The organism is Micromonospora inaquosa, from assembly GCF_003857055.1.
Lineage (GTDB): Bacteria > Actinomycetota > Actinomycetes > Mycobacteriales > Micromonosporaceae > Micromonospora > Micromonospora inaquosa.
On the sequence record NZ_QGSZ01000161.1, the window covers coordinates 1 to 1662 of the forward strand.

General features: G+C 73.8%; 1 protein-coding gene and 1 pseudogene. Both read left to right on the plus strand.

Annotated elements, in window-relative coordinates; genetic code table 11:
- Nucleotides 1-795: LiaF domain-containing protein (locus DLJ59_RS07950; RefSeq protein WP_244235901.1), on the plus strand; the 795-nt coding region annotated here is incomplete at its 5' end.
- Nucleotides 792-1028 (plus strand): annotated as a pseudogene (locus DLJ59_RS07955) (hypothetical protein); the annotation flags it as partial. The gene DLJ59_RS07950 and the pseudogene DLJ59_RS07955, both read left to right, overlap by 4 nt.
- Between the last annotated feature and the right edge of the window lie 634 nt (nt 1029-1662).

Sequence of the window (1662 nt, forward strand, 5' to 3'; positions counted from 1 at the left end):
GCCATGCCCAGCGCCGGCTGGCCGGCGCCACCGGCGAGCAGCACACCCGCTGCCACGACCGGCTATCCGACCGCCCCGCCGCCGTCCGGTTACCGCCCCCCGTTCGCGCCGCACGGCCCGTACGCTTCGCCGACCCCGGCCGCGCCTCCTCCGCGCAAGCCACCGAAGCCACCGAAGCGCCCCAAGGAGCGCTCGCCGCTCGGCGCGGTGACCTTCTCGCTGATCTTCCTGGTGCTCGGTCTGGTCGCCCTGCTCGACCTGCTGGACGTCTTCGCCATCAGCGCCTCGGCGTACTTCGCCGCCGCGTTGACCACGATCGCGCTGGGGCTGCTGGTCGGCACCTGGTTCGGGCGGGCCCGCTGGCTCATCGCGCTCGGCGTGGTGACCGCGGCGGCGCTGGGCACGGCTACCGTCGCCGAGTCCTACGACCGGATCCGGGGGGTCGACGGCGCGGTGACCTGGGCCCCCACCGACCACCGCGACCTGGCGGACCGGTACGAGAACAGCTTCGGTGACGCCGTTCTCGACCTGCGCGGGATCGACTTCGCGAAACGGGACAGCCAGGTGACAGTGGCCGTCAACTTCGGCCAGGCGACGGTGGTCGTGCCGCCGAACGTGGACGTCACGACCGTGGCCGACGTCAACGCGGGTGACGCCACCATCTTCGGCAACCACTCCGGCGGGCTGGACGGCCGTCTGCGGGAATCCACCGACGTCGGCGCGGACGGGCCCGGCGGCGGGACCCTGCGCCTCTACATCCATGTCAATGCGGGCAACCTGGAGGTGACCCGGTGAAGGCTCACCGCACGGATCTGGTGTCGTTCGCCTTCGGGCTCGTGTTCCTGGCGCTGTCCGCCTGGTGGCTGCTCGCCCAACTGCTCGGGCTGGCGCTACCGCCGGTCGGCTGGTTCCTGGCCGGCGCACTCATCCTGATCGGGGTCTTCGGGCTGGTCGGCGCACTGCGCTCGGGTCGGCCGAGCCAGCCGGAGCCCACCGCCGAGGCCATTCCCGGCATGTCCGTCTCGGGTGCGCCCAGCTCCGGTGTGCCAGTGCCGGTCTCCGGTGCCGCCACGTCGACCTCCGGCGCGGCCCTGCCGGTCTGGGAAGCCGAACGGTCCACCTGGGACACTCCATCCTCGGACCCGACGCTCATCTCGGACCGGCCGCTCGTCTCGGACCCGATGCTCTCCTCGGACCGGCCGCTGGAGACGCCGACCATGGCGGTGCGGGCGGAGGATGCGCCGCCCACCGACGTGATCCACCCGGCCTGGCTGGCACATCCGCCGTCAGAGCCGCCGACCGAGCCGCCGACCGAGCCGATCCGAGGTCAATCCGGCGGCGCCGACGAGGAGCCGACTCTCGGGGTCCTCGCCCGCCCGGCGACCTCCGAGGGGGACGAGCCGACCCGGTCCAACCAACCGGCCGACGCCACCGGCAACCAACCGGGCGACGCCACCGACGACCGGCCGGCCGGCGAGCGCGAGGGTCCGCGCAGGGAAGCCTGACCTCGGGTGCCTGACCCGCGTCGGTCCACCGCAGCCCCACGGCGGTGCGGCCGGCGCGGACGGACGCATATGCTGGCCGGTGGAGATCTCGCCTCCGCCGGCCGGCCCGTCCCGCCCATGGCGGCCCCGCCGCGATTCCCGTCTCTACCCCCGTCAG